Source organism: Sporosarcina aquimarina (genome assembly GCF_033253705.1).
Lineage (GTDB): Bacteria > Bacillota > Bacilli > Bacillales_A > Planococcaceae > Sporosarcina > Sporosarcina aquimarina.
In genome coordinates this window covers 102,778-128,755 of sequence record NZ_JAUBDH010000006.1, presented here as the reverse complement: position 1 = coordinate 128,755, position 25,978 = coordinate 102,778, and the positions used below count along the sequence as shown (strand labels likewise).

The 25,978-nt window shown below is 42.6% G+C and carries 28 protein-coding genes and 1 riboswitch; of the genes, 5 read left to right on the top strand and 23 right to left on the bottom strand.

Annotated elements, in window-relative coordinates:
- Nucleotides 1–21: 21 nt before the first annotated feature.
- The 15 genes from QT716_RS11275 to QT716_RS11205 form a co-directional block, all read right to left on the bottom strand.
- Nucleotides 22–480: a MarR family winged helix-turn-helix transcriptional regulator gene (locus QT716_RS11275; protein ID WP_317936158.1), complete on the bottom strand. Its 459-nt coding sequence runs from the start codon at nt 478–480 to the stop codon at nt 22–24.
- 350 nt (nt 481–830) lie between these two features.
- Nucleotides 831–1,832: a DUF2268 domain-containing putative Zn-dependent protease gene (locus tag QT716_RS11270; RefSeq protein WP_317936157.1), complete on the bottom strand. Its 1,002-nt coding sequence runs from the start codon at nt 1,830–1,832 to the stop codon at nt 831–833.
- Nucleotides 1,833–2,381: 549 nt separating this feature from the next.
- Nucleotides 2,382–2,699: a hypothetical protein gene (locus QT716_RS11265; RefSeq protein ID WP_317936156.1), complete on the bottom strand. Its 318-nt coding sequence runs from the start codon at nt 2,697–2,699 to the stop codon at nt 2,382–2,384.
- Nucleotides 2,700–2,866: 167 nt separating this feature from the next.
- Nucleotides 2,867–3,268, bottom strand: coding sequence for a hypothetical protein (locus QT716_RS11260; RefSeq protein ID WP_317936155.1), 402 nt, complete (start codon nt 3,266–3,268; stop codon nt 2,867–2,869).
- 86 nt (nt 3,269–3,354) lie between these two features.
- On the bottom strand, nt 3,355–3,480 hold the full coding sequence (locus tag QT716_RS11255; protein ID WP_317936154.1) for a hypothetical protein: 126 nt from the start codon (nt 3,478–3,480) through the stop codon (nt 3,355–3,357).
- A 134-nt stretch (nt 3,481–3,614) separates the two neighbouring features.
- Nucleotides 3,615–3,830, bottom strand: coding sequence for a hypothetical protein (locus QT716_RS11250; protein WP_317936153.1), 216 nt, complete (start codon nt 3,828–3,830; stop codon nt 3,615–3,617).
- 60 nt (nt 3,831–3,890) lie between these two features.
- Nucleotides 3,891–4,298 carry a hypothetical protein gene (locus tag QT716_RS11245; protein ID WP_317936152.1) on the bottom strand — a complete coding sequence of 136 codons (408 nt, stop codon included), beginning with the start codon at nt 4,296–4,298 and terminating at the stop codon, nt 3,891–3,893.
- Nucleotides 4,299–4,410: 112 nt separating this feature from the next.
- Entirely contained in the window at nt 4,411–4,725 is a 315-nt protein-coding gene (locus QT716_RS11240; protein ID WP_317936151.1) for a hypothetical protein, read from the bottom strand.
- A gap of 338 nt (nt 4,726–5,063) precedes the next feature.
- Complete coding sequence (locus tag QT716_RS11235) at nt 5,064–5,519, bottom strand: hypothetical protein (protein ID WP_317936150.1); 456 nt, start codon at nt 5,517–5,519, stop codon at nt 5,064–5,066.
- Nucleotides 5,512–5,679, bottom strand: a complete 168-nt coding sequence (locus QT716_RS11230) for a hypothetical protein (protein WP_317936149.1) — start codon at nt 5,677–5,679, stop codon at nt 5,512–5,514. Before QT716_RS11230 ends, QT716_RS11235 begins: the two co-directional genes overlap by 8 nt.
- 150 nt (nt 5,680–5,829) lie before the next feature.
- Nucleotides 5,830–6,273 carry a hypothetical protein gene (locus QT716_RS11225; protein ID WP_317936148.1) on the bottom strand — a complete coding sequence of 148 codons (444 nt, stop codon included), beginning with the start codon at nt 6,271–6,273 and terminating at the stop codon, nt 5,830–5,832.
- 315 nt (nt 6,274–6,588) lie between these two features.
- On the bottom strand, nt 6,589–7,305 hold the full coding sequence (locus tag QT716_RS11220; RefSeq protein ID WP_317936147.1) for a dihydropteridine reductase: 717 nt from the start codon (nt 7,303–7,305) through the stop codon (nt 6,589–6,591).
- A 248-nt stretch (nt 7,306–7,553) separates the two neighbouring features.
- Nucleotides 7,554–8,519: a S66 family peptidase gene (locus tag QT716_RS11215; protein WP_317936146.1), complete on the bottom strand. Its 966-nt coding sequence runs from the start codon at nt 8,517–8,519 to the stop codon at nt 7,554–7,556.
- Nucleotides 8,520–8,627: 108 nt separating this feature from the next.
- Complete coding sequence (locus QT716_RS11210; protein ID WP_317936145.1) at nt 8,628–9,359, bottom strand: MerR family transcriptional regulator; 732 nt, start codon at nt 9,357–9,359, stop codon at nt 8,628–8,630.
- A gap of 91 nt (nt 9,360–9,450) precedes the next feature.
- Nucleotides 9,451–9,768, bottom strand: coding sequence for a hypothetical protein (locus QT716_RS11205; protein ID WP_317936144.1), 318 nt, complete (start codon nt 9,766–9,768; stop codon nt 9,451–9,453).
- A gap of 164 nt (nt 9,769–9,932) precedes the next feature.
- On the opposite strand from QT716_RS11205, the gene QT716_RS11200 reads away from it, so the two are divergent.
- The gene (locus tag QT716_RS11200) at nt 9,933–11,528 is read left to right on the top strand and encodes an aspartate:alanine exchanger family transporter (protein ID WP_317936143.1); all 1,596 of its coding nucleotides are present in this window, start codon (nt 9,933–9,935) and stop codon (nt 11,526–11,528) included.
- A 22-nt stretch (nt 11,529–11,550) separates the two neighbouring features.
- Here QT716_RS11200 and QT716_RS11195 read toward each other — a convergent pair whose 3' ends face one another.
- From QT716_RS11195 to QT716_RS11175, 5 genes are all read right to left on the bottom strand, one after another.
- On the bottom strand, nt 11,551–12,732 hold the full coding sequence (locus QT716_RS11195) for an MFS transporter (protein ID WP_317936142.1): 1,182 nt from the start codon (nt 12,730–12,732) through the stop codon (nt 11,551–11,553).
- A gap of 130 nt (nt 12,733–12,862) precedes the next feature.
- A complete protein-coding gene (locus QT716_RS11190) occupies nt 12,863–14,551 on the bottom strand; it encodes a DUF2207 domain-containing protein (protein ID WP_317936141.1) in 1,689 nt (562 codons plus the stop codon).
- Nucleotides 14,552–14,750: 199 nt separating this feature from the next.
- The gene (locus QT716_RS11185; RefSeq protein WP_317936140.1) at nt 14,751–15,692 is read right to left on the bottom strand and encodes an N-acetylglucosamine kinase; all 942 of its coding nucleotides are present in this window, start codon (nt 15,690–15,692) and stop codon (nt 14,751–14,753) included.
- Entirely contained in the window at nt 15,689–16,402 is a 714-nt protein-coding gene (locus QT716_RS11180; protein ID WP_317936139.1) for an HAD family hydrolase, read from the bottom strand. Before QT716_RS11180 ends, QT716_RS11185 begins: the two co-directional genes overlap by 4 nt.
- Before the next feature lie 68 nt (nt 16,403–16,470).
- Nucleotides 16,471–17,604: an alcohol dehydrogenase catalytic domain-containing protein gene (locus QT716_RS11175; protein WP_317936138.1), complete on the bottom strand. Its 1,134-nt coding sequence runs from the start codon at nt 17,602–17,604 to the stop codon at nt 16,471–16,473.
- 145 nt (nt 17,605–17,749) lie between these two features.
- On the opposite strand from QT716_RS11175, the gene QT716_RS11170 reads away from it, so the two are divergent.
- From QT716_RS11170 to QT716_RS11155, 4 genes are all read left to right on the top strand, one after another.
- Nucleotides 17,750–18,406, top strand: a complete 657-nt coding sequence (locus QT716_RS11170) for an MOSC domain-containing protein (RefSeq protein ID WP_317936137.1) — start codon at nt 17,750–17,752, stop codon at nt 18,404–18,406.
- A 63-nt stretch (nt 18,407–18,469) separates the two neighbouring features.
- Nucleotides 18,470–18,579, top strand: a riboswitch (TPP riboswitch).
- A 91-nt stretch (nt 18,580–18,670) separates the two neighbouring features.
- Nucleotides 18,671–19,240, top strand: coding sequence for an ECF transporter S component (locus QT716_RS11165; protein WP_317936136.1), 570 nt, complete (start codon nt 18,671–18,673; stop codon nt 19,238–19,240).
- 5 nt (nt 19,241–19,245) lie between these two features.
- Nucleotides 19,246–20,739, top strand: coding sequence for an ABC transporter ATP-binding protein (locus QT716_RS11160; RefSeq protein ID WP_317936135.1), 1,494 nt, complete (start codon nt 19,246–19,248; stop codon nt 20,737–20,739).
- Entirely contained in the window at nt 20,717–21,490 is a 774-nt protein-coding gene (locus QT716_RS11155; RefSeq protein ID WP_317936134.1) for an energy-coupling factor transporter transmembrane component T family protein, read from the top strand. Before QT716_RS11160 ends, QT716_RS11155 begins: the two co-directional genes overlap by 23 nt.
- 422 nt (nt 21,491–21,912) lie before the next feature.
- Here the strand turns inward: QT716_RS11155 and QT716_RS11150 are convergent, their stop codons facing one another.
- The 3 genes from QT716_RS11150 to QT716_RS11140 are packed head-to-tail and all read right to left on the bottom strand — an operon-like array spanning nt 21,913 to nt 25,845.
- The gene (locus QT716_RS11150) at nt 21,913–24,519 is read right to left on the bottom strand and encodes a YfhO family protein (RefSeq protein WP_317936133.1); all 2,607 of its coding nucleotides are present in this window, start codon (nt 24,517–24,519) and stop codon (nt 21,913–21,915) included.
- A complete protein-coding gene (locus QT716_RS11145; RefSeq protein WP_317936132.1) occupies nt 24,516–24,896 on the bottom strand; it encodes a GtrA family protein in 381 nt (126 codons plus the stop codon). Before QT716_RS11145 ends, QT716_RS11150 begins: the two co-directional genes overlap by 4 nt.
- Nucleotides 24,874–25,845, bottom strand: coding sequence for a glycosyltransferase family 2 protein (locus tag QT716_RS11140; RefSeq protein ID WP_317936131.1), 972 nt, complete (start codon nt 25,843–25,845; stop codon nt 24,874–24,876). Before QT716_RS11140 ends, QT716_RS11145 begins: the two co-directional genes overlap by 23 nt.
- Between the last annotated feature and the right edge of the window lie 133 nt (nt 25,846–25,978).

Sequence of the window (25,978 nt, the reverse complement as noted above, 5' to 3'; positions counted from 1 at the left end):
AGATATCAGATTTTAAAAAAGTCACATATCTCTTGCGTACATTCCTAACTTTTTCAATTGCTCTATCATGTGTTCCTTTTCTTGAATTGTTAACCCCTTAAAAATCTCCTTTATTGCTGTTTGATGGTCAGGAAAGAGCGTATCCATTAATTCACTCCCTTTAACTGTTATAGAGGCATGTGTTACACGTCGGTCTTTTGGACAAGGTACTCTTTTTAATAAGTCCTTCTTTTCTAGTTTATCTACCACGTAAGTAATGCTGCTGCTCGCAATCAAGACTTTTTCCCCAATCTTCTGTATTGGCTGGTCACCCTTATTATAAATCAGTTCCAAAACAGCAAATTCAGTTGGATTCAAGCCTGATTTCCTTATATCTTCTTCTACACGTACTTTAATGGACTGCAATGCTCGAGTTAGTACGACAAATAACTTTAGAGACACTTCTTCTTCGTGAAATGCTATATCTTTGTTGTTAGTCATAGGCTTCTCCTTTATCTTTAATTATATTTATATTTATCTCAGTTTCATTTATCTCGAATTAATAGTAATTTTACAACATAGAAATAAACTTGTCAAAGTACCTGCTTAAATCATCTCTTATTTCTGTAAACTCAGGCCATAAGCTTACGAGTCTCTGTTTTATCGATATCAATGTTACTGCTATACGTTCAAATCGTTTAATATAGATTCTTCTTTGTAATGTATATAGTCATTCATATCTTCCGTCATATCCGAAGAATGAAGGTGTTAGAAAAGAAATTCAATCATTGGACCGCTTTTCGCTGCAGTATCCGATTCATTTACTTTTCAAACACCCGATCCATCACTACCTACTGATAGTTAGCCATATAATTCCCATCTTCAAATATCTCTTTAGGATCTTTTGATGTCCATTCTTCCACAGTCATGCCAGGAAGCAGCTCCAAGTACGATCGAATAATTTTGTACCCCTCACTATAGCCATAACCCTCAGGAAGGCCATTCGCGCCGCCTTGTATCATGTCATGTATATCATATCCAGAAATACTGTCAAAATGGGACTCAATCTGATTCCAATACTCATTGTTAAAGCTCTCATCCACCGCATATTGCGTAGCATTCAACTCTGGATATACCAGACTTTCAAACATTACAGCCTGTCCTTCCAATGCTAAATGGTCAAATACAGTCAGATATTCATCTTCTTTCGCATGTTTCTCAAGCCAGACACTGTGATGATATTCATGAGCCATCCCCGGTTTATAATACTTATCATATTTTTTATAAAAGACGAGAATTTCATTAGATCCGAATGTTATCATTTCAGAAGGATAATCTTCATTTTCAGGAAAAATACACACAGTTGTTTCTTTGTCTGCAGGAAGCATGTCTGAAGATTTGAGAAGAGATTCCTCAAACACCTGATTTAATTGGTCTGTATTCATCCTTCCGATTAAACCCTTTACGTTGTCATATTCACTTTTCGGAGGAGTCCAGTGAAGTGCAACAGCAAAAGTCGCGTCAATAAGTTCCGCATCTTTAAAACACGCCTCATAGACAGGCTGTATCACTTCATCGTCATATAAATCATAAGGGGATACTTTGGGATTCTTTTCAACCGCTTCAAAAAAGTTTTCGTATAACGAGTACGCGTGGAGAATAGTAAATTCTTGACCCGAATCGGGGTTTTTAAATGAGTAGGATAGGCTTTGCTGTTTATCTTCGGTGTTTAGTTGCTCGTGGGATTGTTCGGGTTCTGTAGGTGGAGCGGGCTGTTGACAAGCGCATAAAAGGGATATCAAAAATAGCGAGAGCAGTATAGGAAGTTTAGCTGCAGTAGGTATAAGGTTCATCTCCCATCAGTATATTTACGACATTCCAAATGACTATCTATTTAGAAAATGTTATTTCCAACTCCATTAAGTCCTCTATAACTCTTAGAACCTGAGAAAGCTCATCTCCCTTCGCAAAATCAAAATCAGATCCTATCATTATCCTTAGCTGCATGTATGTATGTATGTTTGATAGACGATCAGCTGCTGCAGCATAAAGATATAAAGAGCCATTCCAACTTCTCACAGTTTCAAATTTTTTCCATACTCAAACAACACGTATTCAATTCCCTCATTTTTTCGTTATTCTACCTAAAATAAAAACGATAAGGGGTATGAAAAACATCAGCACAAAGGTGTTTACCCATGTCAATTCATCATGAGCTAGATATTTTAAAAGCATGACCCCTAAATAAATCACAATAAATATTGGCACCAGTATGGCTATGTTTCTAATCAAAGTGGATCTTTTATTTTCTTGAGACAAGTTGTTTCACCCCATCGATATGTTTATAGTTTGTCAATGTGATCAAGATTCCAGCGATTTATCACGATTCCAGGAGTCCATTATTATAAATAACTTTCTTCTCTTTTGCTGAAAATTTCATAAGCAAAATATCCAAATAACATACCTATTCCCGGTCCCCAAGTAATTGCAGATAGAAAGGAAAAGTTAGTAAATGAGCTAAGCAGTATGGAAACAGCCAAACCAAGCAGCATTCCGAATGGTATTAAACTATCCAGTAAGATTTGAGCACTTTTTGTTTTTTTCTTACCCAGAGCTCCTTTTTTATACTTTTGTTTCATTCTCAGAATTACAAATAGTGCAATCCCACCCACTATCACGACAGGCAGTACAATACGAGCAATCTCTAAAAATAAATCCATAGTATAACCCTCCTTTTTCCCCTTTAAAATAATTCAGCTTTGACATAATCCATTTCGTTAAATCACCTTACTGCAGCATAGTTGTGTTACAGAAATGTCTTCATTTGCGATAGAGATGCGATTACTTACGATGCAGCTTCCCGTTAATACAACAATAACTACTGCTTTTATCTTTTCAAAATAAACCTTTGGGGAGGACCATATGCCTGTTCACCTTGATAGAAAGCCAATTTAGTTGGTATACAAGAGATAATAAACGGTAGTCCTGACCAAATTAGTTCTTCTAACGCTTTTGTTAGTGGTAATTCTTCTCCATCAATATCACTTTCTGCCGATGTCATTACATAGCACATAGTTCCAGCTCCTTGTTTTTTTAACAACTTCTCAATCTCTTCAGGATCTGAATTGGGTTTAGGTATCTCAAACATTAACTCTGTACGCAGGAAATCGTTTCGTCTTCCAAAAGCATCATAGCGCTTGTGTAGTGAAGAGAGTTCAAACAGTACTCTTCGCTGAATACTTTTAACGAAAAATGTTTTGACAATCTTTTCTTCAATTTCTTTATTCATTAAAACCCCTCACGATTTTTAGTTATCGATGATTTAGCCCGTCTTTGTGAATGTCTTACAAAAGTACCCGATTGTATTATGTGATCTTATTCTTTTTTCATTTTTTCCTTTAGTAATACTGCCATTTCTTCGTTTGTTTTATTTAATCTTCTCAATTGAACTTCTATTGAAATTAATGTTATTACCACTACAACTGCAACTATAATTCCCATTCAAACCCTCCCTTTACTTAAAATAAAGCCTTAACATCTAATTAAATTAACCTTCTTTGTGAAACCATTTAGCCCTATTGAGATATTGAAGCGATCGCTTATAACTCAAACGCACCCGATTGATGAATTGTTTTTTAAGTATTGTATCCAAATGAAATCGCAAATACTAATGCAAGTAACGATAAAATAATTATTCCCATACAAATCACTGTTATTATTACAGTTAGACTTCTCGGCACTTCAGAACGATTTTTCCAAATAGCTAAAAGCAAAAACAAGCTAACAAATGTAATGATTAAAAGAACAGAAAGAAGCATATAACGTTCTTTTATAATAAACCACAAATCCATATAACTCGCTCCTTCCCGTCTTTTCCATTCAACAATCTGGCCCGATTACAGAAGAAGGCTTTATTTTTCAAACCTTACTAACGTCTTTTCAGGTAACACAATTTTCTCAATGTCAAAATTACTGATTGGAAGGGTTATTTCACCTTCTCGCTTTTCACCCTCGTCACCCACCCAACAACTATACAGTTCAAAATACTCTCCTTTTTCAAGAAAACTATTCATAATTTCACATAGCACAATTAGCTTCTCTTTCGATTCAGCATACATTTTTTTGTCCATGTATTCTGTAATCTCGATTCCCCAGTCACTTGATATTTCATATACAAAAGGCGTCGAAAATTGATTTTCTCTAACTGCTTGTCGGTTCGACTCGTCTGAGAAGCAATTGCCAATAATAATCAAACTGTCGGATTCTTCATCACTTAGGGGGATTTCTACATTACATCCTATATAACTTGCTAAACTCATATTCACTTTCTCCTTTTGCCCTAACTATTATTTATACTTTCATAAATCTGGCCCTATTGCTTAAGCTGAGCAAATCCTTGTTCTAGAATAGCGCCCATTTGTAGAAGTTTTTTTACCAATTAAATATCAACATTATGACGCTCGAAGCTAGGAATACAGCAAAAAATGCGAGGACATAATATGTTTTTCCTTGTTTTTGAGTGCTGCTTTTCTTTTCGAAATCTTTCCAACCAATAAATAAGCCTACAAACATCCCTATAATTCCTAAGCGTAAAATCGAAATTATATAGTCATAAGCAGGCTTATAAGAAATTTCGTAACTACCATTACCCAAATCCTGTACATCTTTATAACTGACAAATAAGATTGAAACAGCTAAACCAAATATTAATCCATACAATCCTGACTTCTGTAACTTCTTTTCCATATGTGTACCTCTTCATTCCCTGAAATTTGGCTCGATTGCAACACGCATCTAAGTAATTTATAAGACCCGATTGTTTAACCTCTACTCTTTCTTTGGAGATAGCTTCTTTCCTATAGAATTAGCGACTATAGTTAATCACTACCTTGTAATTACTGTCCGAATTCATTCACATCCTCGTAGATAATTGGTCAGGCCTGTAATTTGTGAAACGCAAATTGTTCATTAGTTTCTTTGGGAAATTTACTTATCCCTGCTTCTTCGATGACAAACAAAATACTTCCGCTAGTATACGCTCAAAATGTTGAGCTAAATAATTATCGCAGACACGCGTGACCCTATCATTTTTTCAACTTGAATTTCCTGAACGCCCAGCTGCATAGACCGAAAACAATTCCTGCGGCTAAGAAGAATGACAAGACGAGCGCGGATTGTTCCGAAAACAGTGCCTGGCTGCCGAAAGGGACAAAGATCAGAAGCACTGGCACAAATGAGACCAGAAAACAGGCTGCAGTAAATAGAAAAAGTGTATTTCGATTGAAGCGGCGCGCGACAAGGTAGACGACGACAAAATAGACAGGAATCATGACCGAAAAAACCGCACTGCCCCAAAAGACAATTGTTCCTAATTCGGATCCAATCGATTCGCTCCACAGCAGCCGCAGCATAATGCTGTACGACAGCAGTCCGCCGAGGAATGCCAGAACGGGAGTCAAAAGTATGTAAGTCGCTGTACTTGCCATGCTTCCACCACCTTTGGAGATATTGTCATTCTCTTGGTCAAAGACTTCAGTCATGACTGTCATTCCGCTGCTGGGCATTCTTTTTCAACGTCGTATTGATGTTAATGAGCGCCATCAAGATGAATCCCAACATGATAAACGTTACGATTTCTCCTGTGAAAAAGGAAATAATTCCTAAAATCAGTGCATAGACTGCGTACAATTTGTTCTCCATTCATCTTTCCTCCTTGCTTGTGGTCTTTTAAAAAGACACAGTTACAATTCTTTCCAACCGATTGACTTTAGTTTTCACTTTACTTATTAGGTTTTCAAAATACTATTAGCTGCGTGATTATTGTACAGACCTATACATTCCCTAGTTACTTCAAGAGTCCAGCTCGCGGCTCCTAAATAGCTTTTTCACCAATTCGACCACACCGAAGTATATAAGAGCGCCAACCGCCCCATACAGAATTATCGCCGGAATGGAAAACAGGTCAAAGAATAGGACAGCTCCGAGCAGTCCAGCGAGACTGCCAGCCCCCACGTAGAGAAGACTTTTAATCCACCGGGAGCTCTGTTTCGTTCTGACACTGGAGTCGATATACAAGGAAACCGGAAAGGCACCGAGTGCAAAAAACGGAAGTGAGTAAAGAGCTATTACAAGGGTAGACGGACCGAAACCCCAAGAGTCCTCATGCATTGCCATTGAGTAAAGCGTCAGACAAGCTCCGAAAAGAACAGGAGCGAGAACTACCGCAAGCAAGTAGAGAGCAAGACGGTCGAATACTCGCTTATAGGCAGTTGACGTCACTTCATCGTTCACCATCTTTCTCACCACTCCTTTTAACCAATTCTACATATAGCAAACTGAACTTTATAATGCTTCTTTTGAGAACAGATAAGTCCTTCAAAACGTGGAAAGACCATTTTCGAATAAATGCATTAACTCTCACAGGAACTAACTGATTAGTCTATACCATTATAACATTCCCACGTTAGTTATCTATCTTTTTCCAGAAATGGTGATTATCCCGTTTTCAAAAATAATACTCTTTGGAGCATGTAAAAACCGCTAACGAATCAATCATTAGCGGTTTCTGCATTTATTTATTGGGGTACGATTCAGTTTGATATCCAATTTTCAAATTGACAAATCTAATGTTAAAAACTTAGAAAGTGACTGTTCATGCTTATCGAGCATAATTTGTTGCGGCTTAACTCCCTGTTCTTGCAGCACTTCGATGTTCTGCAGAAGGAATTCGTCACTCCCCACAACGTAGAAGAGCCCATCCTCGTCAGCAGCAAGACGTTTTACTTCTTCATAATAGTCTTTACGATTATCTACAAACTGTGATGTGAACTTTTGGTCAGGTGCAGAAGTAAAAACAGTAGTGAATAAAAAGTCTCTTGATGAGTCGATGTTAAGGGAGTGAATTTGATTGACGTTTTCATTGCGCTTGAAATAATCCAGCACCAGCGGTCTGAAGGTTGCCAAGCCGACACCTGATGAAAGCAGATACACATTCTTGTCTTCCCTTTTAAGCGGTACATTGGAATGGGTTTTAAATAGTGCAACTTCATCGCCGACAGTTAGACTTCTTAAAATTGTTTTAAACTCCGAACACTGCTCTTTGATACGCGTCGTAATGCCGATTGAATTTTCGTGCGGTAGCGTCGAGATGGACATGTGGCGAATGAGGCTGCGATTTGGCTTATCCTCTGCATTAAACCCTTCCAATGCAAAGTGCGTGTGAGAACCTTCTTCCCAAGTAAAGTCTTTCGGACAGTCAAGCAAGTACGTTTTAACCTCAGGCGTTTCTTCAATGATCTTATTTATTTTAGTCCAGTATATTTGCATTGTATATTCCCCTTATTCAGATATTTTCTTCCCTGGAAACAAATATACACTAAATGATAACAATTCTCAATTAAAATGATTTACTAAATAAGCTGTTCATTAAACATAGTAATGGGTAATGTGTTCTCATTTAGCAGATGTTCAATTATCTGCTTTAGAGTCCCTACTATCACTTAACTTTTAAATTTTATTAGCCAATAAAAACTGACATAGCACTGCGCTATGCCAGTTTGAGCATTATTTCCATACTAAAACTCGATCAATTCGATTGAACAGCCTTCACTATCCAAAACTGCTTCTCCGCCAATCGGGAAAGTAAACATCGGTTGAGTATGCCCGAAGTCCGTATCGTAAATGACTGGAATTTCTTGCAACACAGGGTGTTTGTCGAGGATATAACGAATCTGTTCGTCTGAAACCGTGCTTTCCCGTTGAAAACGGCCTAATACCAATCCTTGTATTTCACCTGCTGCTTGCAGCAGTGAAGTTAAATCCCGTGCAAATGTTTCAGGAATCGTCATGCCGTCATCTTCTATGAATAGGATCGCGTCCTTCATATCTGGAAGGTATTCCGTCCCCTGCAGAAGGTTCAGGGTACATAAATTCCCACCAAAGATTTGCCCTTGCGCTTTTCCTTCGCTATAAATCTTCCACTCTGTCGGTTCAAACGTTCTGTCGTTCTGATCCAAATACCATGAATCATCGCTCCAGCGGCTAGAAGGAGTAAGCGGAAAACGTTCCTTTTGCATAAGGCACTTCTTGAAAAACTCCGTCTGCCAATCCTGATCCAACTCCATCGAAAAACTCGAGAAATGTGGACCTGAATACGTGACCATTCTTGTTTTCACGGTAATCGCTGTTGCAATCGCAGTAATGTCGCTATATCCGCAAAACACCTTCGGATTGTTCCCTATCAATTCATAATCCAGATAAGGCAGCAATTCATTACTATTAAACCCGCCAATGACAGTCAAAATCCCTTTTACAGAAGGATCCTTAAACGCATCATGCACATCTTCGATTCTATGCTCAATCGAAGCAGAGTGATGTAGGTCATCCTCAAATACATGGTTTCCAAAAGTCACCTTGAATCCTAGCGCTTCCAACCGTTCAGTCGCACGCTTTACACCCTCTTCAGACAAAATGGCAGCACTTCGACTCGGTGCGATAATTCGAATCTCATCGCCGCGTTGTAATTTAGCAGGAACATTCATCCCCCCACACCCTTTCCATCAACTGTCAAACTGTTTTGATACATCATAAAACAATCGCGTAACCGGGTCAAACTGAAACAGGCACCTGCAATAGGTGCCTGTTGGCCATTACTTATTTTGCTGTGCGTATTCTTTCATCGCCTCACACATGAAACGTGCGAGACCGCATCCAAACTGATCGATATTCTTTGTGAAGCGCTCATCCGCCACATACATCTCCCCAAGTCCCGCAAATGCGTCCAGTGAATACGTTCCAATCCTGTTCAACAAACGATACCATTCACCGATCAGCACTTGAGCGTCGGATGATTCCGGCTCAAGATGGCGCACTTCCGCAAGACGCCGATACAGTGCATTCATCTCTTCTTGCTGCTTCCCGCCGAACTGCTGCACGTTTTTGTTCGTTTCATCGACAATTTCGTCTCCCCAGCGATCGCGTGCTTCTTGCTCGTATGGATTTTCACTGAAGTCAAAACCTTTGAATCTTTCTTCGTTTGTCATCGTGCCTTCCCCCTTTCCTTCTTTAATTGTCCGTTCGATGGTGTGGATCATGACATCGAGTTGTGCACGTTTTTGACGCAGCATGGACTGTTGACTTTCCAATGCCTCGAGACGATCGAACGATGGGTTCGTCACAAGTTCTTTAATTTGTTTCAAGGAAAACCCAAGTTCCCTGTAAAACAGGATCTGCTGCAGCTCGATAAGGTTTTCATCCGAATACACGCGATACCCCGCTTCCGTCGTCCCTGCTGGCTTCAATAATCCTAGCTCATCATAATGATGTAGAGTACGGATACTGACACCAGATAAGGCTGCCACTTCCTTCACTTTCATACTCATTCCTCCTTCCCTGATTCAAGCATAAAGGCTGACGTAACGTGAGAGTCAACAAAAAAATTGACTGCTCCCTTTAAAGAAACAGTCAATTGCATTACATTCCGAAAAACAAAAATACAAGTCCGCCAAGTACAGATAAAGATAGAAATATCTTACCCGCAAGTGCTTCCCGTTTAACAAAACTCAGCACAAGTCCAATTACAGCACTAACCCCTAAAGCTGCCGCTACTGTTTTCTCCATCGTGTCACCTTCAGGGAAAGACGTGAACGCGATGTACGCGATAATTAGTCCAAGTATAGCATTTATGGTGCGGACCCCTAAGTTTAAATGAAATTGTTTTATATACATCAGTCCTTGAAAAATCAGACTTGCTGCGCCAAGAGCAATGAAAATGATTAATAGAAATCCCATACTTAAATCTCCTCTCTGGTATTACAATAACTACTATATCCCTATACCTTCCCTGTCGAAGAAGTTAACTAACCTTTTCGATTTTGAAATTCCAAAACGTGTCACTGCACTCCTCCGGTTGGTTGCAGTATACTTAGGGTAGATTGTTTTCTAGAGGTGATTGGATGGAATTACTGCGCTCGTTACTCGACGAACCGCTGATTTTGTTATTCGTTATCTTATTTCTTGGCTCCTGGTTTGGGTCCTGGTCGATCAAAGGACTGAACTTAGGTGCTGCTGGAGTTTTACTTGTTGCAATGGTTTTTGGACATTTCGGATTTGCGATTTCTCCGGTAATTCAAAACTTCGGATTAAGTTTGTTCATTGTCGGTATCGGGTTGCAGGCAGGTCCTAAGTTTTTCCGTATGCTGCGTTCAAGCGGCCTGATCTTCGGCATTTTGTCGTTGCTGATTATCTTCTTTGCGGTAATCACAACTATTGTTGTTGCGAAAGGACTCGACTTAAATCCCGCATTAAGTGTCGGTCTCATGACAGGCGCCCTTACGAGTACACCCGGTTTAGCTGCTGCCTTGCAGGCCACACATGACCCGCTCGCATCTGTCGGTTACGGGATTGCTTATCCATTCGGCGTTCTGGCAGTCGTATTGTTTGTCCAGCTGCTGCCCCGCATCGGAAAGGTCGATTTACAAAAAGACTTGGAGGAGACCGTAAATCCGATCCGGACGGCAGGTTCCCCTGTTCTCACGACGCTTGAAGTGACGAATCCCATGCTTCACAAAAGCAGTTTGAGCGAATTGCATTTCGCTCCTTACGATGCTGTCGTCAGCCGCGTGATCCGTGATGGACATACGATGATTGCTTTAGGGGATACGATTTTGCTACAGGGAGATCACATCGTAGTCGTTGGTAACGAAACGAAACTGCATGGATTGACTGCCTATGTAGGAAAGCCTGTCGCTACAGACTTAGAGAATCCAGATAATGTTCACCTTCGTAAAGTGACTGTCGATTCCGATGAAGTCATTGGGAAAACGTTGAAAGAACTCCGTTTACGAAAAGATCATGGAACGACGGTTACCCGCATTACACGTGAAGGGATTGAACTGACACAAAATCCGAACTTGCCTTTAATTCGCGGGGACGTTTTGACGATTGTCAGTACAGAACAGCGATTGGACGAGGTTGAAGAATTATTCGCCCGGAAGAAACTTACGATCACGAACTTGGATATCTTTTCAATCAGTATTACACTTTTATTAGGGGTTCTGCTTGGAATGGTGCCTATTCCGGTACCCGGCCTCGGGACCATCAAGCTTGGTACCGCAGGCGGGCCTCTTTTTGTCGCATTGATCATCGGACATTTCGGTAAGCTCGGCCCGATACACGTTCGTTATTATGGCCCTTCCAATCATGTAATCCGTGAACTCGGTTTAGTATTGTTCTTGGCAGGCGCAGGCACAACGGCCGGTGCCGGAATTGTCGAAGTGATTCAAACTGAAGGTGTCAAACTCATATTTGGCGGCGTTCTGATTACACTAGTTCCCATATTTGCTGGTTATTTCGCTGCACGGAAACTTCTGAAACTAAGTGTCGTCCACGCGCTAGGCGGACTTTCGGGCGGGATGACCAGTACACCTGCGCTCGGTGCATTGAATCAGTTAATCGACTCGGAAGACCCTGCTATCGCCTATGCAGCTGCTTATCCATTTGCGCTCATTCTTGTTGCGATCGCTTCGCAGCTCATAGTATTTTTCCTATAAAAAGGCCCTGAGCCCCAACCGATTACAACGGCTGGTGCACAGGGTCTTTTGTTACGCCTTCTCGACGCATCCACACATAAGCAAGAACAGAACCAATGATCAGGACAAACGTTGCAAAGTAGAACGGATAGTCAAGATCGATATCGAAGAGAATTCCTCCAGCAATCGGACCAATCATGTTTCCGATGCTGGTAAACATTGAGTTCATCCCGCCGACGAAACCTTGCTCGTTCCCCGCAATTTTGGACAAGTATGACGTCGCGGCTGGACGGATCAAGTCAAACCCAACGAATACAACAATCGTAACGGCTAGAATCGCAAAGTATGAACTGACGATTGTCATCGCGGCCACCAAAAAAGCGGACAAAACCAGACAATAGAAAATCAGTTTCTTTTCTCCCATTCGTTTTGCGAGCCGATCGAACAATACAACTTGAGCAACTGCACCGACCAGTCCACTGCCCGTTATGATAATTGCGATATCGGCAGGTGTAAAGCCAAACTTGTGGTCAACAAACAAACTGAATATCGATTCAAAAGAAGCCAGTCCGAACGATAATACAAATATCACAACAAAGACTATGAAATAGATCGGAGCAAACACTCTTGTGAAGCCCGGTTTTTTAGTATTCATCGTTTCTTCGTATTGACGTTCAGGCTCTTTCAGCATAACGAAAGAGAAAATCGCTGCAAAAAGCGCAAGTCCTGCCGCAAAGAAGAACGGCACCCGCGTACCGACGGATGCAAGAAACCCGCCGATTCCCGGACCTAATATGAAACCTGTTGAAATTGCCGCAGACATATAGCCCAGCGCTTTCGCACGAGTTTCGTTCGTCGTAATATCTGCAATGAACGCCGTCACCGCTGGCATGATGAATGCAGCACTTACTCCTCCGACAATACGGGAAGCAAACAGGACACTCAGCGTTTGACCGACAGCAAATAGCAGTTCAGATGCACTGAACATGAGCAATCCGATAACGATCATTTTCTTGCGTCCAATGGAATCCACCCATCGTCCTGATAACGGAGAAGCTAAAAGCTGTGCGACAGCAAAAAAGGCAACTAAGTAACCGACAACTTTTCCTGACAAGTGCAATTCATTCATCAAGGTAGGCATGACGGGGATCACAAGACCAATTCCTAAAAAGGCAATGAGCAAATTCGTCAGCAGCAGCCACAAAGTGAGAGATGATTTTTTCATTTAATACGCTCCTACAACCAGTATCGAACCAAAAATAATATATTTCTCCATCTTATCATGGTTCGCAAACGTTACCTAACTTATTGTTCTGAGAAAAATACGGGTTGTGACCAACTTTTGTCTGGGTCTGTTAAAATGCTCCAGCCCCGCCACCGCCGCCTCCTACACCTCCGCCAGGCATGCTGGAGGAAGAGGACGATGAAGTAGAAGAAGCAACCGCAGTATCTGCACTCGTTAGATAGTGTGTCGCCATTATCCCTACTGGAAAGTATGACCAGCCGGGCACGCCGTCAATTGCTTGTGTCGTCTGTTTCGATTTAAAATAATTGTTGTTTTCAAGCGTTTTCGTCCCAATTCCATAAATGACAGCACGCTTTTGCTCATCATCCAGCTGCTCATTCAAGTCCGATTCAGATACAGTCGGCAATCGTTTTCGAAATGCTTCCCACTGATGCGATATTCCATATCCTTTTACAGTTTTCGGATTGAAGAAAATCCCCAATAAAATCAGTGCCATACTAGGCAGGACTAAGAAGAATAACCACATCGGCTGATTGTATATGCCAAACCAAATCATCGGTGCAATCAGCAGAAGACCCGTGATGATAGAAAGAAGACGTACACCTTTCACATCACCTTTTAGATGATTCTCCTTAACTTCATCTCTGACGGCAGATTCCCAGGCAACTTGTGACGTCCTGAATTTATCCACATCTTCTTTCACAACAAGCGGATCGCCTTGTAACACGTCTAAATCATTATATGAAAACCTTTCTCCGTCTCCAAACTCGTCGAATAACCATTCAATCAGCAGACTCTCGTGTGCATATTCTGTATTCCGATTGACAACTCGGAACTCTTCTTCGCCAACTTTTTCAATGTATCCTTTACGAAGCAAGTCAAGAAGTGCCGTCGTTTGAATTTGCGGTCCTCCCGCTTGCGGCACGGTGTATCTAAGGGTTGCCGGCAAACTCATGACAGGATCCGGCACAAAGTAGGCTTCCGGATACTGTTGCACTGCGTTCTGTTTACGTCTTTGCTGCAGACGAAGTGCATAGCTTCCTATCAGAATAAGTAGAAGTACTGCACCGCCTACTATATAAGGAGCTACTCGGCCAGTAAGCTCATGCCTGTCATCATATTTAGCCTGCGCTGCTGCTAAAGATTGCTGCTCATCCAAGAGCTCTGAACGAATGGATTTGTTTCCGGCAAGCGGCGCTCCGCTGAATAAGGATTCGTCATAACCGACACGGATATCCGCATTTTCACCACTCGATACGTTACCAAGGTCAAAAATTGCAGTTCCGTCACTTTCCGTTGTGACTTTGCCGCGAGCCGCATGATATCCCATCGCAATCACATCGTCCGTTGCTGCTGGGGGATGGACTGTAATGGATACATTTCCGAAATCGGTCTCATTTCGATCGTCAAAGAACGGCCAATAAAACTGCCCCATATCGGAATATCGTTCAATTCCGTTTAGTATTGTATAGCTCAGCTGAATGACGACGGTTTCGTCTTTCGCTTTCCGATGGATTTTATAAGCACCATCATCGTCTTCGATTTTTAACGGTTTTCCATTCTCTTCCGCTTGAAGATCCTGAATCTCGCTTCCCTTTTTCGGGTAGATTTCACGCGTAATCCCATTGAACGAACCGTCAAAATCATAGGTTAATACTTCTTTCACTTGGACGTTTCCATCCGTTTGTAACGTTGCGTCAATCGAAAATCCATCGATTGTAAAATCGTCTGCAAACGCTTGTATCGGGAAAATGAAAACGAGTAACAGCAGTAAAGGTCCCATTATAAGTCGTTTCATCGATATCACTCCTTAGTTCTTCTACGACTCTATTCCCTATTAGTTTCAGAATCATTCAAGTTAGTGCCAGAAGATTAAAACTTATTCGCAAGAAAGATCAGTTTTTCATGGTGAATTTATTGTATAAAAAAAGACTGAAGACACACCCAAGATTCCTTGAGTTCGTCTTCAGTCTGACGCCCGCGATTCAGTGATTTTTTTATTCGGTTTTATCCATCAGATTCATTGCGCGCTTGATGACGATGTCAATTGGGGATTCGTCCGTTCGAATAACAGTTTTGTTCGGTTGCCGTGTTTCAATCGTGTTCTTTACTCGTTCAAATAACGCATCGAAGTTTTGAATCGTTCCTCCGGCACAGAAAACCGTACACGGCACGTCTTGTAACTTCGAACGGTGAATGACTGCCTCCACCATACTGACTAGTTCCGCGACCGCATTCGCGACGATTTCACTGGCGACTGGATCTTTTTCGGATTCCGCTTCAGAAAGTTGAATGGTTAACTTCCCAACTGCCCCTATGGAATACTGGTCACCATTTACCCAATTAAACAGCTGTTCCACAGTTGTGAATCCCATCGCGGATAACGTCTTGTCTTTCAGCACGGTTTTTCTGCCCCGCCCATCGTCCATTCGGAAAACAGCATCAATGACTTTTGTACCCATCCAGCAAGCACTGCCGCCATCTCCTATTCTATGTCCCCAGCCACTTGAACGAATGATATGCTGATGCTCATCTTGTGCAAATGCAATAGCGCCCGTTCCGCAAATCGCGAGAACTCCGGGCTGCTCATGCACGAGTCCTTTAAGAACTCCAAACGCATCATTTTCAATTACAAGATCCGCAACGTTAAGCTGCATACTGTTCAGTATGTCCTGGATAATGAAAGTAACTGTATTTCGGTCTTTCTCTGTGTTAACTCCGGCCAATGCAAATACAGCAACGTCAATCGAAGGTACTGGGCAGGCTGCGAAAATTTCCATAAGTGCACTTGTCAGTACACGGCGCAGAGCCGCTTGACCAATCGCTTGATAATTCGATCCGTCTGATGCAGTTTCATACAGTTTCACACCGTTTTCGTCGCATAACACCAGGGCTGTTTTCGTACCGCCGCCGTCTACAGCAAGTATATGCCGAGTCATTTGGCGATCCCGTCTTCTTGTTCATTTTCAAGCAGACTGTAGTCAAAATCCGCAAATGATTCGATAAGTTGGCCTTTTTCATGGAACGTTAACGATCGTGTGACATCATTCGGGATGATCAAACAATGAATCCCAGCACTAATTGCCGCGATTGAGCCATTGTAGGAGTCTTCAACTGCAATGGCTTCATCTGCAGTAATCCCCAGTTGGTTCAGGGCAACTTGGTAGATTGCAGGATGCGGTTTCACCTCGTCCACGTCGTCCGCAGATACTATAATCGGGAAGTATTCAAGCAATCCGTATTGTGTTAAAAAACCTTCAATCCAATTACGGCTTGAGCTGCTGGCAACCGCAAGCTTGATATTGCGTTTTTTCAGTTGTTCCGCTGTCTCTAAAAATCCATCACGCAGCGCTAATTGCTCACGAATGGTTTCAAATCGGGAATTGACCTGATCGTGGAAAATAGTGCGATCCATCGGCACATCCAGCGACTCGTCGATGAAGTCAAATAAGGCTCCATCCGTTGAGCCTACTACTTTCACAAATTCCTCCAGCGTTAAATTGAATCCATGCTGTTCCTTCAAGATTTCTGTATAAATATCGAACCAAGCGGACTCTGTATCAATGATTGTTCCATCAAAATCGAATATAACTGCCTTCTTCACAACGGATCCCCATTTCCTTGTACGTACTCTTTCTTCTGTCTTCATTATAGGGGGTGAGACTCATTTGGTCGAACAAAAAAAGTGCGATGCATGAAGCATCACACTTTTCTAACTTAAGGCTGGAATAGCACTTTAATACAGCCATCTTCTTTTTTGTCGAATATCGAATATGCATTCGCCGCATCTTCCAGTTTCACCTTATGCGTAATGATATCTGTCGGATCAAACTCATTCGCTTCGATTTTTTTATAGAGCTCAGGCATAAGGTGAATGACAGGAGCCTGTCCCATCTTAAGGGAAACATTCCGCGTGAAAAAGTCACCAAGCGGGAAATTATTCGCTTCCGTAGCGTAGACACCCGTCAATTGAACTGTACCGAATTTCCGGACAACTTCCGACGCTGTGACAATCGGGCTGATTGTCCCGAACTGGTTATCTTCTTTCGATCCAAACTGCTCACCAGGCTGAACTGTGCCATCCATTCCGACACAATCGATCACGACGTCCGCTCCGCCTTTCGTTTCTTCATGGAGCAATTTACCGATTTCATCATGTTCTTTAAAGTTATACGTCTCTACTTTGTTTGTCTTTTCAGCATGCTTTAAGCGATAATCCACTTGGTCTACAGCAATTACACGTTTTGCGCCTTTCATCCAAGCAAACTTCTGCGCCATTAACCCAATTGGACCCGAGCCCAGGATAATTGCAGTATCTCCCTTTTTCAAACCGCTGTGAAGAACACTCCAGTAAGCTGTAGGAATGACATCTGAAAGCAGTGCAATTTGTTCATCTTTCAATTCACTGTTCTCTGGCACTTTAAACGCGGTGAAGTCTGCATATGGTACGCGTAAATATTCGGCTTGTCCTCCTGGATAGTTTCCATTGGGTTCAGCAAAACCGAACAATCCGCCAACTTCGCCGTGTGGGTTCGAATTGTCACATTGACTCTCCATCTCGTGCTGACAGAAGAAACACTCGCCGCATCCGATATTGAATGGGATGACGACACGATCACCTTTCTTCAACGTCTTCACTTCAGAACCGACCTCTTCGACAATCCCCATCGGCTCGTGCCCGACAACATAATCTTGTTCCGGGACAATCCCACCGTGGTAAAGATGCAAATCTGATCCGCAAATTCCGCTCGTCGTTATGCGGACAATCACATCGCTTTTTTCTTCAATACTTGGAGCCTGAACTTCTTTAGTCACCATTGCTTCTTTTCCTTGAAACGTAACTGCTTTCATACATTCACATCCTTTATGATAGTTGTTACATTTCTACCCGTTCCTCTTATTCGTAAACAGATTAAAAGAATCTGGTTTCTATCTATTTGCTGCTTCTATTGTTTGATATACTTGTAAAAAACTGATTAAGGTGGAGATTGAGATAATGGGAAGCAGACAGTTAGTAACTTTAGCAACAGGGCTACCGAGAAGAATAGATTCTGCAAGTGAAAACGGACTAATTTCTGGTATTTGTAAACAAACGATCACAGAAGCGTATCTATCCGTCGATGGATTCCAACAAGACGATGTGGCCGATAAAAAACATCACGGCGGCCCGGATCGAGCAGTTTGTCTGTATCCTGCAGAACATTATCCCCTTTGGAATGAGGAATTCGGTTGCACGTTACCTCCTGCTGCCTTTGGAGAAAACCTGACTGTCTCTGGGCTGACAGAGTCGGAAGTGTGTATTGGCGATATATACAAAGTGGGCGATGCCCTCATTCAACTGACTCAAGGCAGAATCCCGTGTAACACAATCGACCAGCGTCTCGGTCATCCTGTGATGAAACACATGATTGAAACTGGATTCACCGGATACCTCTGCCGTGTTTTGCAAGAAGGAAACGTACGTGCCGATAGCGAAATTTCATTGCACGAAAGAAATTCACACGGCGTAACTGTGCTGGAAGCGAATACGACGTACTTCCATAACCCGAAAGACGTTGAAGGACTGCGCCGCGTTTTAGCGATTGAATCTCTTGCGGAGGATTGGAAAAATAAATTCGGGAAACGGCTGGATACTGCTCTGGCAACCTCTTAATGCATTTACTTTTTAAGAGGTTGCCAGAAAATTGGTACTGTTGTATACTCGAATCACTTACATAACTGACCGTACGGGTGCTTGAGTGAATCAGGCTGAGATAGCAGACGAATCCGCTGCTGACCGCATCTGATCTGGATAATGCCAGCGTAGAGAGCCGTGATCTGAGGATCATTTGGGTACCCGGGAACCCACTCCTCGACCGTCTGCGCTTTCAGACGGTCTTTTTTTGTGAGAAAACAAGCAAAAAGGAGTGGCAATTCATTGAAAAAGTTAACATTTACCGATTTGCTCATAACGATTATGGTCGGTGTCGTATTCGGGATTCTTATGAAGTTTTGGGACGATCTCTATACCGTCGTCAAACCGTTAATGCCCGTAGCAAGACAGCTTCTCTATGGAATGTGGTTCATGAACGGCGTATTTGCTTTCCTGCTCATCCGTAAACCGGGTGTTGCGTTGATTGCAAGTATTGCTGGTGCAGGTCTTTCTGCATTCATCGGACATGGTTTAGAAGTCCTGATCTATGGATTCGCACAAGGATTAGCTGCAGAAGTTCTGTTTGCTGCGTTCCGCTACAAGAAATTCTCAGTCGTAATTGCAGGTTTTGCTGGCGTATTCTCGTGCGCTGCAAGTTTCGGATTGGACATGTTTTATGGATATGCGGAACTCGAAACTTGGGCACTCATTGTCAAGTATGGATTGCGTGTAATCAGTGCATTCATCTTTACGGGTGTATTTGCAGTCCTCATCGTTCGTGCTTTGGAAGCAACAGGCGTCACACATTCAATACGGCCCGTAGCGAAAGAAGAGTATTCGCTGCTCGACCGGTGATCAGCATGGTAAACGCAATCACAGAACTTGAGAATGCTGCATTCCAGATAACAAAGCTGCGATTGAAATTTCCTGGAGAGGACACATTATTGTTCAAAGACCTCTCTTTCTCTGTTCAAAAAGGTGAGAAAGTATTGCTGCTTGGCCCAAGTGGCTGCGGGAAGTCCACGCTGCTGCAAGTAGCCAGCGGCATTGTCCCCAATTCTTTTGAGCTGCCGATGAAAGCCGAAACCCTGCAGCTGCCTGAATCTTGGGGGTTTGTCTTCCAGGATCCCGACACGCAGTTTTGTATGCCCTTTGTGGATGAGGAGCTTGCGTTTGTGCTGGAAAACTTGAATGTTCCGCGAGAAAAGATGTCCTCGCTAATCGCGGCGTCACTTGAACGTGTGGGACTTCACTTGGAAGAGATCCACGTTCCCATTTTGGAACTCTCCCAAGGCATGAAGCAGCGTCTTGCGCTCGCTTCTGTCCTGCTGATGGAACCGGAAGTCCTGTTTTTGGATGAACCATCTGCACTTCTTGACCCTGAAGGAACCGAGCAAATATGGTCCTCCATTCAAGCGGCAGCTGCGGAACAAACTGTCGTAATTGTGGAACACAAAATCGAGCAGATCGCCAATTGGATCGACAGAGTTGTGCTGTTTACGGATGATGGAAAGATACTGGCGGATGGGCCGCCTCACACGATTTTCAGTAATTACAAGGATGAACTGATTCAATATGGAATTTGGTACCCAGGTGTGTGGGAGGATTATTTAACTTCGGACGACTATCAAGCGCTCGCTTGCAATCGTTCATCCACAAGTACGTTTGAAGTTCTTCATGCGGAGGATTTCTGCGGCTATCGAGGTAAAAGTCCTGTTATTCAAGTGGAAAGTGCATCGATTGCTCAAGGTTCATGGGTGACGATTTTAGGTGAGAATGGTTCTGGAAAGAGCTCTCTTCTTCTTTCTCTCATGCAATTATTGAAAACGACTGGTTCCTTAACAGTGAATGGACAACCGATCGTCCAAAAGAAACGCCGTAAAACGTTACCTGCAGGGTTAAGCTTGGTCTTTCAAAATCCTGAGCTTCAATTTGTAACGAATTCAATAACGGAGGAATTGACGGTTTCATTGCAAAGCGTCCAGGCAGTTAAAGCCGAACAGCATGCAGTGGAAATGATTGAGTTATTCAATTTGCCTACTTCCGGAAACCGTCATCCGTATCAATTATCCATCGGTCAAAAGCGGCGGCTCAGTGTGGCGACTGCACTCACTTCTTCAACGGACATTTTGTTATTGGATGAACCGACATTCGGTCAGGATGCGCGCAATACGTTTCTCATGTTGGAGAAACTAGAATCTTTACGAAAAGCCGGAATGACCATTGTTATGGTAACGCACGACTTAGAGATCGCTTCCCATTTCGCAACAGAGCAATGGACTGTTGCCGGAGGTAGACTTGTATCATGCATACAGCTAGGAGGTATGACGGATGCCCGCTTGGTTTACGCCTGATCGGGAAACTTGGTTGTATCGAGTGAATCCTGCATTAAAATTCGCGATCTTTGTATCGCTTTTACTCATTACTTTATTCACCAGAAATTTACCATTTGTCAGTTGGTTAGCTGTCCTATTCGGACTTTTGCTGTACGGATTCAGTGGTTATCCTATCCGAAAGTTAGCATTACTTTCGATTCCGCTTGTCATTTCATTTGCGTCCACAGCCGGGACGATGATTCTGTTCGGTAAAGGGGATGCAGTCTTGTGGCAATGGGGACCGCTCAAGATTTCTGAAGAGAGTATTCAGCATGGATTGCTGCTCGGAACGAAATCGTTGACCTTTGGCTTTGTCGGTTTCACTTTTTTGCTCACGGTGCAGCCTGTCCTGTTTTTTTACGCGATGATGCAGCAATTTCGACTGCCCTCAAAATATGCGTATAGTTTCATCGCATCGATTCGGCTGCTGCCTGTAGTCGTTGAGGAGATTCAAGTAAGAACGAATGCGTTGAAAGTTCGGGGTATCACGTTTTCACGAGGGATGAAAGGGTGGGGTGAACGAATTCAAGCCTACACGGTCCCTTTGTTTGCGCAAAGCATTCGCCGTGCACAACGGATTGCGATTGCAATGGAAGCGAAACAATACCAAATGGGCGCTGCCCGAACGTATTTCTATCCGACGTCCTACAGCCGAATGGATGCGGTCTTTATAGGGGTCATTGCAGCGGGCGTTGCTGGAGTGATACTGCTCGTAGTTGGGATGAAGTAATTGAAAACAGGAGCTTCCAGTTGAATGGAGGCTCCTGTTTTTTTATGTTGAAATGCTTCGCGCATGCGAAGCATTTAACTTATGAAGTTCCTGATTGGTCGCGAGACTGTTTCTTATGGGCACTCGTTTAGGTCCGCGGATGATTTTATCTTCTTATTGTGAACAAATTTTTGAGTTTATGATCACTCTTGTAGCTTTATGATCGTTTTTTCTAGTTTATGATCACTTCTCTAGCTTTATGAGCGTTTCCTCTAGTTTATGAGCACTTTTCCAGCTTTATGAGCGTTTCCTCTAGTTTATGAGCACTTTTTCAGCTTTATGAGCGTTTTCTCTAGTTTATGAGCACTTTTCCAGGTTTATGAGCGTTTCCCTGAGTTTATGAGCCCTCTTCCAGCTTTATGAGCGTTTTCACTAGTTTATGATCAAGTTGCTTTTTTTCTCATTACCAACCAAAATGCTGCTCCAGCTAATCCAAGCAAACTGAGCATTAGCGACACTGTAAAATAAGGGGGCCGATACGTCATTTCAATCGTATTTGTTCCTTGCTCGATTGGAACGCCCGTAAACGCATAATTGGCTTTCAATAGCGATTGTTTTTCGCCATTCACTTTTACAGTCCAGCCCTTTTCAAACGGGATTGGCATAACAGCGATTGGGTCGTTATTCACGTTATCTAGCCGCACATCGACGTGTCCGCCTTTCCAGTTAACCTCAGGAGTCGGCGTTTTTAAACTGTCACTCTTCGCTTCCTCCAAGGCCTTATAATCTTCTGTGTACAGCGCTAAATCACGCAGCGTATAAGATCCTTCTGGCACACGAATCCGAATCACATTCTCAGATGGGACCCGAATTGTCAGGTCATTGACACGCGTTCGATAAATGGAATCCGTTCGTTTCCGAGTAGTTGTATAGTCATTCACTTTCAAATGGAATCCTATGTCTGCAGTTGTCCGTTTCAAATGAAACGACACATACGCGTCTTCTTTCAGCACGCCGCGGTCAGATACGGTTAAGTCAATTCCGCCATCTTTTCCGGTAACCACCAGCTGATTCTTTTCATACGTAGCTCTAACAGGATCTATAGTGACTTGATTTATTAAATTTTCTGCTGCTGGAGGAGATTGTGTTTTTTCATTCCACTCATCCAAAATCACACCATTCAACATCGCATGCTCCCGGACAATGACAGGACTTGCCTCAAGCTCTTCTTCTGTATATATACGATTAGCAGTGCGTACAAATGGCAATCTGTATTGATTTTCGAAAGCTTTCAAGTCGCCATTTTCATCCACATGACTAAATCCAAATGGGACAGGATTCCCTTTTTCAGAACGCACAGCATAGACCCCGTTCAGTAAGCTGTACAAATTCGTGCGTCCCCCGAGCCCTGCGTACCGGCTCACACTTTCCCGGCCCATATCGATTGCTAACTCTTCCAAGTAAAAGTGCAGCAGATTTTTGTTTAGAATACTAGAGTACACACTCATCCCTAAATAATCCTGAACGATCGGTGTGTTGTTTCGTGTACCGATCATCCAGTCAAATCGTGCGAGTGGATCCGATTCACTTTTACTCAACTTATCAATCAGCGCATCAGACGCTTGAGAGTTATATTTGTCACTTTTGAAAAAGGACTGTGGAATTCCTTGACCCTGAATTTGGTTCACTTTATCATTATTTCCTGTCAATTTTTCCTCTTGGAATAAATTCACGGTCACGAGCACGGATCCAACGACCACTGCCCATAACGCAATATCCCAATGCTTCAATTGCGGGATTTTAGAAAGCAGAACAACCGCAAATAGGACGAACGCCATGACGACTAAACTATCAGCGTACAAACTCGGTTTTCCTTCCAAGTTCATGTTATCCACGATTAAGTAAAGCGTAAACGCACCAGCAATTGCAACGACTGCGTGTTTCAACTGGAGCTCTTTCCAGTGTTGCAGAGCAACAGCGGTCAGCCCGCCGGCAACTAGCATCAGCATGTGTTCCCAGCGGAACTGAGGTGCGGACAGTCCATTAAACAGACTCCCGACCGCAGGACTTGCGTGCAAGATGGTAAGAATAATCGTCAACAGCGCAAAAAGCCTGAACTTCTTATCTTGATATAAAGGATATAAGAACAACGAAACGGCTGCTATTGCTGGTAACACAACTAACTTCCCGTCAGATAAAATATTCTCGGTCAGCTCAAATAGAGGAATTTCCCCTTCAAAAGGCGGCCGGAAATTATTTAAATAGCCGTAAACCGCGGGAACGAAAAATGGGGCACTAATTGCTGCACCTGTTAACCCACCCACTAAAAACTGTACAATTTGACGCATTCTTTTCTGTTCGTCAACGACTAAAGGGATGAACCAGCGAAATCCTATGTAAATAAATGTTAACAGAAAGTTGATGTACGCAAAATAGAAGTTATCGACCATACTGAGTGCGACTGCCGCGATGAACCAGCTCGGCTTTCCAAAACGGATAATCCGCTCTGCCCCGATTAATAGAATCGGCAAAAAGAGCATGGCGTCCGCAAAGAATTCCCAATACGTCACATGGCGGAAATACAAAATACTAACTCCGTAAATGACTGCACCTATATAAGCGAATTTAGTTTTCAACCCAATCATCCGGAAGTAATAGACAGTGACAAGCAGGATGGCCGTTAGACGAATCATGCTGACAAAGACAGTCACGTCCGCCCAATATTGAAGAGTTGGCGCATTTATTATCCCACTCCATTGTAAAAGCCCCGTTCCAGCAGCTGTTAATAAGAAGGGAATAGACGTGGAAAAATAATAGCCCAATTGCGAGAATATCCCGCCGCCAAAGCCAAAACGCTCCGAGTAAAAAAAGTTGCCATTATTCATTGACTCATATAAAAAATACTTGAATGGAATCATCTGTGACATTCCATCATTTGGACCTGTGACATACCGGCCATGCATCCATTCCGACAACATGAAGCCATGGGCAATGACAGCGGTCATGAGGCACACTGCGATTAGCCATCCCCAGTTACTCTTCTTCATCATGCCGCTTTCAGCACCTTTCCGGTCACAACAAACGTTACAGGAACCGTAATGATCAACGCCCCGATTGGCGCGATTGTACTATTCACATGAAGTCCATCCACAAGAATGTACAGCAATATAGCCGTAACAACGATGTTCACTAGCTGGGTAATGGGATACATCAAAAACTTTTTCCAAGTTGGTTTGACTTTATAGGTAATATAACTATTCAAGAAAAATGAAATAATCATGCTTAAAACAACAGCACTAAAATGCGCGATCATATACGCCAATCCTAGCGTCTTTAACCCTAGTAAATAAAACGAATAATAGGTTGCTGTATTAATAACGCCAACAATGGCGAATGTGATGAATTCACGAACTTCGAATTTTGGCATGAGCTGCTTGCTTTCCTTTCACCTCGGCGCTTGTCCGTCTAACAAGATAATGCGGCCGCTTTTTCGTTTCATTATAAATCCGTCCTACATACTCTCCGATAATACCTAGTGAAAGCAGCTGGACTCCGCCTAGAAAGAGAACTGCAGAGATTGTCGTGAAATACCCGGGTACATCGACGCCATTTCGCATAATGTCAATCAATGTAAAAGAGATATAAGCGATTGACAAAAACATACTTAACAACCCTGTGTAAAAGCACAAGCGTAATGGTTTTGTATTGAACGACACGACGCCATCCACTGCATAATTCAGTAACTGTTTAAGTGACCATTTTGTCTCTCCGTGCTTACGGGCCACGTTTTCATAACAAATTGTCTTTTGTTCAAGGCCGATCCAAGAGTACAGCCCTTTAGAGAAGCGATTTCCTTCACTTAGCTGCAATAGAGAATCGACAGCCCTCCGGCTCAACAGACGGAAGTCCCCTTCTCCATCACGTAATTCCACATCAATTGTTTTGTTAACACCCCAGTAATATGCACGTGACAAAAGCGAACGGATCTTTGCATCGCCTGCACGATTGCGTTTTGCAATGACCTGGTCATATCCTTCTTCGTATCCCCGTATCAGTTGGGGGATCAAGTCAGGAGGATGCTGCAAATCGGCATCCATTAAAATGACTGCATCTCCTTTTGCGTATTCAAGACCTGCTAAAATCGCAGCTTCTTTACCAAAGTTGCGAGTAAAAGATACATATTCCACTTCAGGGTATTCGATTAAAGCTGCCCGAATTTCATCCATTGTCTTATCACTGCTGCCATCGTCCACAAACAGTACTTCATAATGATGACCATTGGACATCATCATCTCACTTAAGGCTTTCATCATATGAATTATATTACCTTCTTCGTTGTATGAAGGGATGACGAATGAAATGAACAAGTGTTTCATTCTGTGCACCTGCTTTCTTTTTTCTACAAGTTGCTCTCTACCTAATACCCGTTTTCATAGAAAATATCACTTTATGGCAGATAGTGTGTGTTTTCACTATCTTTTCTTGTACTGGCAGTAGACATCTATACTA

Excerpts from the sequence above, each read along its gene's own strand:
- QT716_RS11225 (WP_317936148.1), bottom strand. The coding sequence starts at position 6,273 with ATGGTGAACGATGAAGTGACGTCAACTGCCTATAAGCGAGTATTCGAC.
- QT716_RS11250 (WP_317936153.1), bottom strand. The coding sequence starts at position 3,830 with ATGGATTTGTGGTTTATTATAAAAGAACGTTATATGCTTCTTTCTGTT.
- QT716_RS11260 (WP_317936155.1), bottom strand. The coding sequence starts at position 3,268 with ATGAATAAAGAAATTGAAGAAAAGATTGTCAAAACATTTTTCGTTAAA.
- QT716_RS11275 (WP_317936158.1), bottom strand. The coding sequence starts at position 480 with ATGACTAACAACAAAGATATAGCATTTCACGAAGAAGAAGTGTCTCTA.
- QT716_RS11175 (WP_317936138.1), bottom strand. The coding sequence starts at position 17,604 with ATGAAAGCAGTTACGTTTCAAGGAAAAGAAGCAATGGTGACTAAAGAA.
- QT716_RS11190 (WP_317936141.1), bottom strand. The coding sequence starts at position 14,551 with ATGAAACGACTTATAATGGGACCTTTACTGCTGTTACTCGTTTTCATT.
- QT716_RS11255 (WP_317936154.1), bottom strand. The coding sequence starts at position 3,480 with ATGGGAATTATAGTTGCAGTTGTAGTGGTAATAACATTAATTTCAATA.
- QT716_RS11195 (WP_317936142.1), bottom strand. The coding sequence starts at position 12,732 with ATGAAAAAATCATCTCTCACTTTGTGGCTGCTGCTGACGAATTTGCTC.
- QT716_RS11140 (WP_317936131.1), bottom strand. The coding sequence starts at position 25,845 with ATGAAACACTTGTTCATTTCATTCGTCATCCCTTCATACAACGAAGAA.
- QT716_RS11230 (WP_317936149.1), bottom strand. The coding sequence starts at position 5,679 with ATGGAGAACAAATTGTACGCAGTCTATGCACTGATTTTAGGAATTATT.
- QT716_RS11240 (WP_317936151.1), bottom strand. The coding sequence starts at position 4,725 with ATGGAAAAGAAGTTACAGAAGTCAGGATTGTATGGATTAATATTTGGT.
- QT716_RS11235 (WP_317936150.1), bottom strand. The coding sequence starts at position 5,519 with ATGACTGAAGTCTTTGACCAAGAGAATGACAATATCTCCAAAGGTGGT.
- QT716_RS11210 (WP_317936145.1), bottom strand. The coding sequence starts at position 9,359 with ATGAGTATGAAAGTGAAGGAAGTGGCAGCCTTATCTGGTGTCAGTATC.
- QT716_RS11265 (WP_317936156.1), bottom strand. The coding sequence starts at position 2,699 with ATGGATTTATTTTTAGAGATTGCTCGTATTGTACTGCCTGTCGTGATA.
- QT716_RS11185 (WP_317936140.1), bottom strand. The coding sequence starts at position 15,692 with ATGACTCGGCATATACTTGCTGTAGACGGCGGCGGTACGAAAACAGCC.
- QT716_RS11200 (WP_317936143.1), top strand. The coding sequence starts at position 9,933 with ATGGAATTACTGCGCTCGTTACTCGACGAACCGCTGATTTTGTTATTC.
- QT716_RS11170 (WP_317936137.1), top strand. The coding sequence starts at position 17,750 with ATGGGAAGCAGACAGTTAGTAACTTTAGCAACAGGGCTACCGAGAAGA.
- QT716_RS11180 (WP_317936139.1), bottom strand. The coding sequence starts at position 16,402 with ATGAAGACAGAAGAAAGAGTACGTACAAGGAAATGGGGATCCGTTGTG.
- QT716_RS11155 (WP_317936134.1), top strand. The coding sequence starts at position 20,717 with ATGCCCGCTTGGTTTACGCCTGATCGGGAAACTTGGTTGTATCGAGTG.
- QT716_RS11215 (WP_317936146.1), bottom strand. The coding sequence starts at position 8,519 with ATGAATGTTCCTGCTAAATTACAACGCGGCGATGAGATTCGAATTATC.
- QT716_RS11205 (WP_317936144.1), bottom strand. The coding sequence starts at position 9,768 with ATGGGATTTCTATTAATCATTTTCATTGCTCTTGGCGCAGCAAGTCTG.
- QT716_RS11150 (WP_317936133.1), bottom strand. The coding sequence starts at position 24,519 with ATGATGAAGAAGAGTAACTGGGGATGGCTAATCGCAGTGTGCCTCATG.
- QT716_RS11160 (WP_317936135.1), top strand. The coding sequence starts at position 19,246 with ATGGTAAACGCAATCACAGAACTTGAGAATGCTGCATTCCAGATAACA.
- QT716_RS11145 (WP_317936132.1), bottom strand. The coding sequence starts at position 24,896 with ATGCCAAAATTCGAAGTTCGTGAATTCATCACATTCGCCATTGTTGGC.
- QT716_RS11245 (WP_317936152.1), bottom strand. The coding sequence starts at position 4,298 with ATGAGTTTAGCAAGTTATATAGGATGTAATGTAGAAATCCCCCTAAGT.
- QT716_RS11270 (WP_317936157.1), bottom strand. The coding sequence starts at position 1,832 with ATGAACCTTATACCTACTGCAGCTAAACTTCCTATACTGCTCTCGCTA.
- QT716_RS11220 (WP_317936147.1), bottom strand. The coding sequence starts at position 7,305 with ATGCAAATATACTGGACTAAAATAAATAAGATCATTGAAGAAACGCCT.